Source organism: Polaromonas sp. P1_E3 (genome assembly GCF_056405935.1).
The window spans coordinates 1-1,463 of the sequence record NZ_JBFUBD010000561.1; the positions used below are offsets into that span (position 1 = coordinate 1).

Below are 1,463 nucleotides of genomic sequence, written 5' to 3' on the forward strand. Positions count from 1 at the left end.
GGTTTAACTTCATGTGTCTATAAGTGGCGCTAAATTCCTTCAATTATCGAGCTTTAGTATTACATCTGGCGGCTGCTGTTGTAACTTTCCTCCCAAGTCGCGGTATTTTGTTTTCAAGAAAATGAAATGCGCGTCCGGAAATTGGTGAAAATGTCAAAACTGCTGCTGGCGGCCGGAGATTCCGGATTCTCAGTGGCGGCATCTCGTTCAGCTGACTGCCAGAATCCACCCCTCCTTTCAGGACCTCTTTTTTCTGACGGGGCGGGCTGCGAAGCTTGGTCGTCGGTTATGCGAAGGTCTAAACCGGTGTCGCCAGCGATGCCGCTAACTGGCCCGCCTTCGCCACAACGGCCTCGCGTTGTTCCAGGGATTTTTGGCTCCCGGTCAAATACACGGTAATCACCAGGGGGGCGCACCCTGCGGGCCAGAGAACGCCAATGTCGTTGGTGGTTCCATGTGCGCCTGTACCCGTCTTGTCGCCCACCTGGCAGTCTGGCGGCAAGAGGGCGCGCAATCGCCGGTCCGATGTCTTGCTGCCAATGAGCCACTCGCGCAGTTTTTGGCGCGAGGCGTTTGACAGCGCATGGCCCAGCACGATTTTTTGCACCGTGCCCAGCATGGCTGCTGGCGTGGTGGTGTCGCGCGGATCGCCGGGGATGGCCTCATTCAGCGCGGTTTCAATGCGGTCCAGTCGCGTCACGCGATCGCCGAGGGAGCGCGCGTAGTTGGTGAAACCCTTGGGCCCGCCGAAACTTGCCAGCATCAGGTTGGCGGCGGTGTTGTCGCTGGTCGTGAGGGTGGCCTCGCACAGTTCCGCGAGCGACATGGTGCCGCCGGCCCTTGGGCCGGTAACCGGTGAATGGGCAACCAGCGCCGCCCCGTCAATGAGCAACTGGCGGTCCAGTTTTTCCTTGCCGGTGTCTGCCCGGTGCAGCACCAGCGCGGCGGCCAGCAGCTTGAAGGTGCTGCACATCGGGAAACGTTCCGCGGCGCGGTGCCCGTGCTGCGCGCCGGTTCCGGTGTTGAGGATCGCAACGCCAAGTCTTCCGCCGCTTTCCCGTTCAAGGGCCTTGAGCTGTGCGCTGACAAAACCCGCATCAGTTCCTTGTGGCGTGTTGGCAATGCCCAATAAATTCTGGGCGCGGGAGGGCGCCATGCTCGCCACCATAAGGCTTCCCAGGGTGCCGGTAAATTGCCGTCTCTGCATTGATTTTCCTTTAGAGTTAATACGAAGAACTGCAACGATATGGAATGCACGAAGTTTCCGCAAACGGCAATAATCGGGGGAACTCATAAGTAAATCTTGGGCTTGAACAGATGCATCTCCCTTTGAATGCCTTGCGCGCTTTTGAGGTGTCTGCGCGCCACCTGAGCTTCACCCGGGCGGCCGACGAACTGAACGTCACGCAAACCGCGATCAGCCAGCACGTCAAGAACCTCGAGGAGCGCATGGGTGTTCCGCT

General features: G+C 59.0%; 2 protein-coding genes. One reads left to right on the top strand and one right to left on the bottom strand.

Features of this window, described 5'->3' with window-relative positions; genetic code table 11:
* Nucleotides 1–298 precede the first annotated feature (298 nt).
* On the bottom strand, nt 299–1,207 hold the full coding sequence (gene bla / locus AC1D0Z_RS21685; RefSeq protein WP_477660216.1) for a class A beta-lactamase: 909 nt from the start codon (nt 1,205–1,207) through the stop codon (nt 299–301).
* Nucleotides 1,208–1,317: 110 nt separating this feature from the next.
* Here bla and AC1D0Z_RS21690 point away from each other — a divergent pair.
* Nucleotides 1,318–1,463: LysR family transcriptional regulator (locus AC1D0Z_RS21690; RefSeq protein WP_477660217.1), on the top strand; the 146-nt coding region annotated here is incomplete at its 3' end.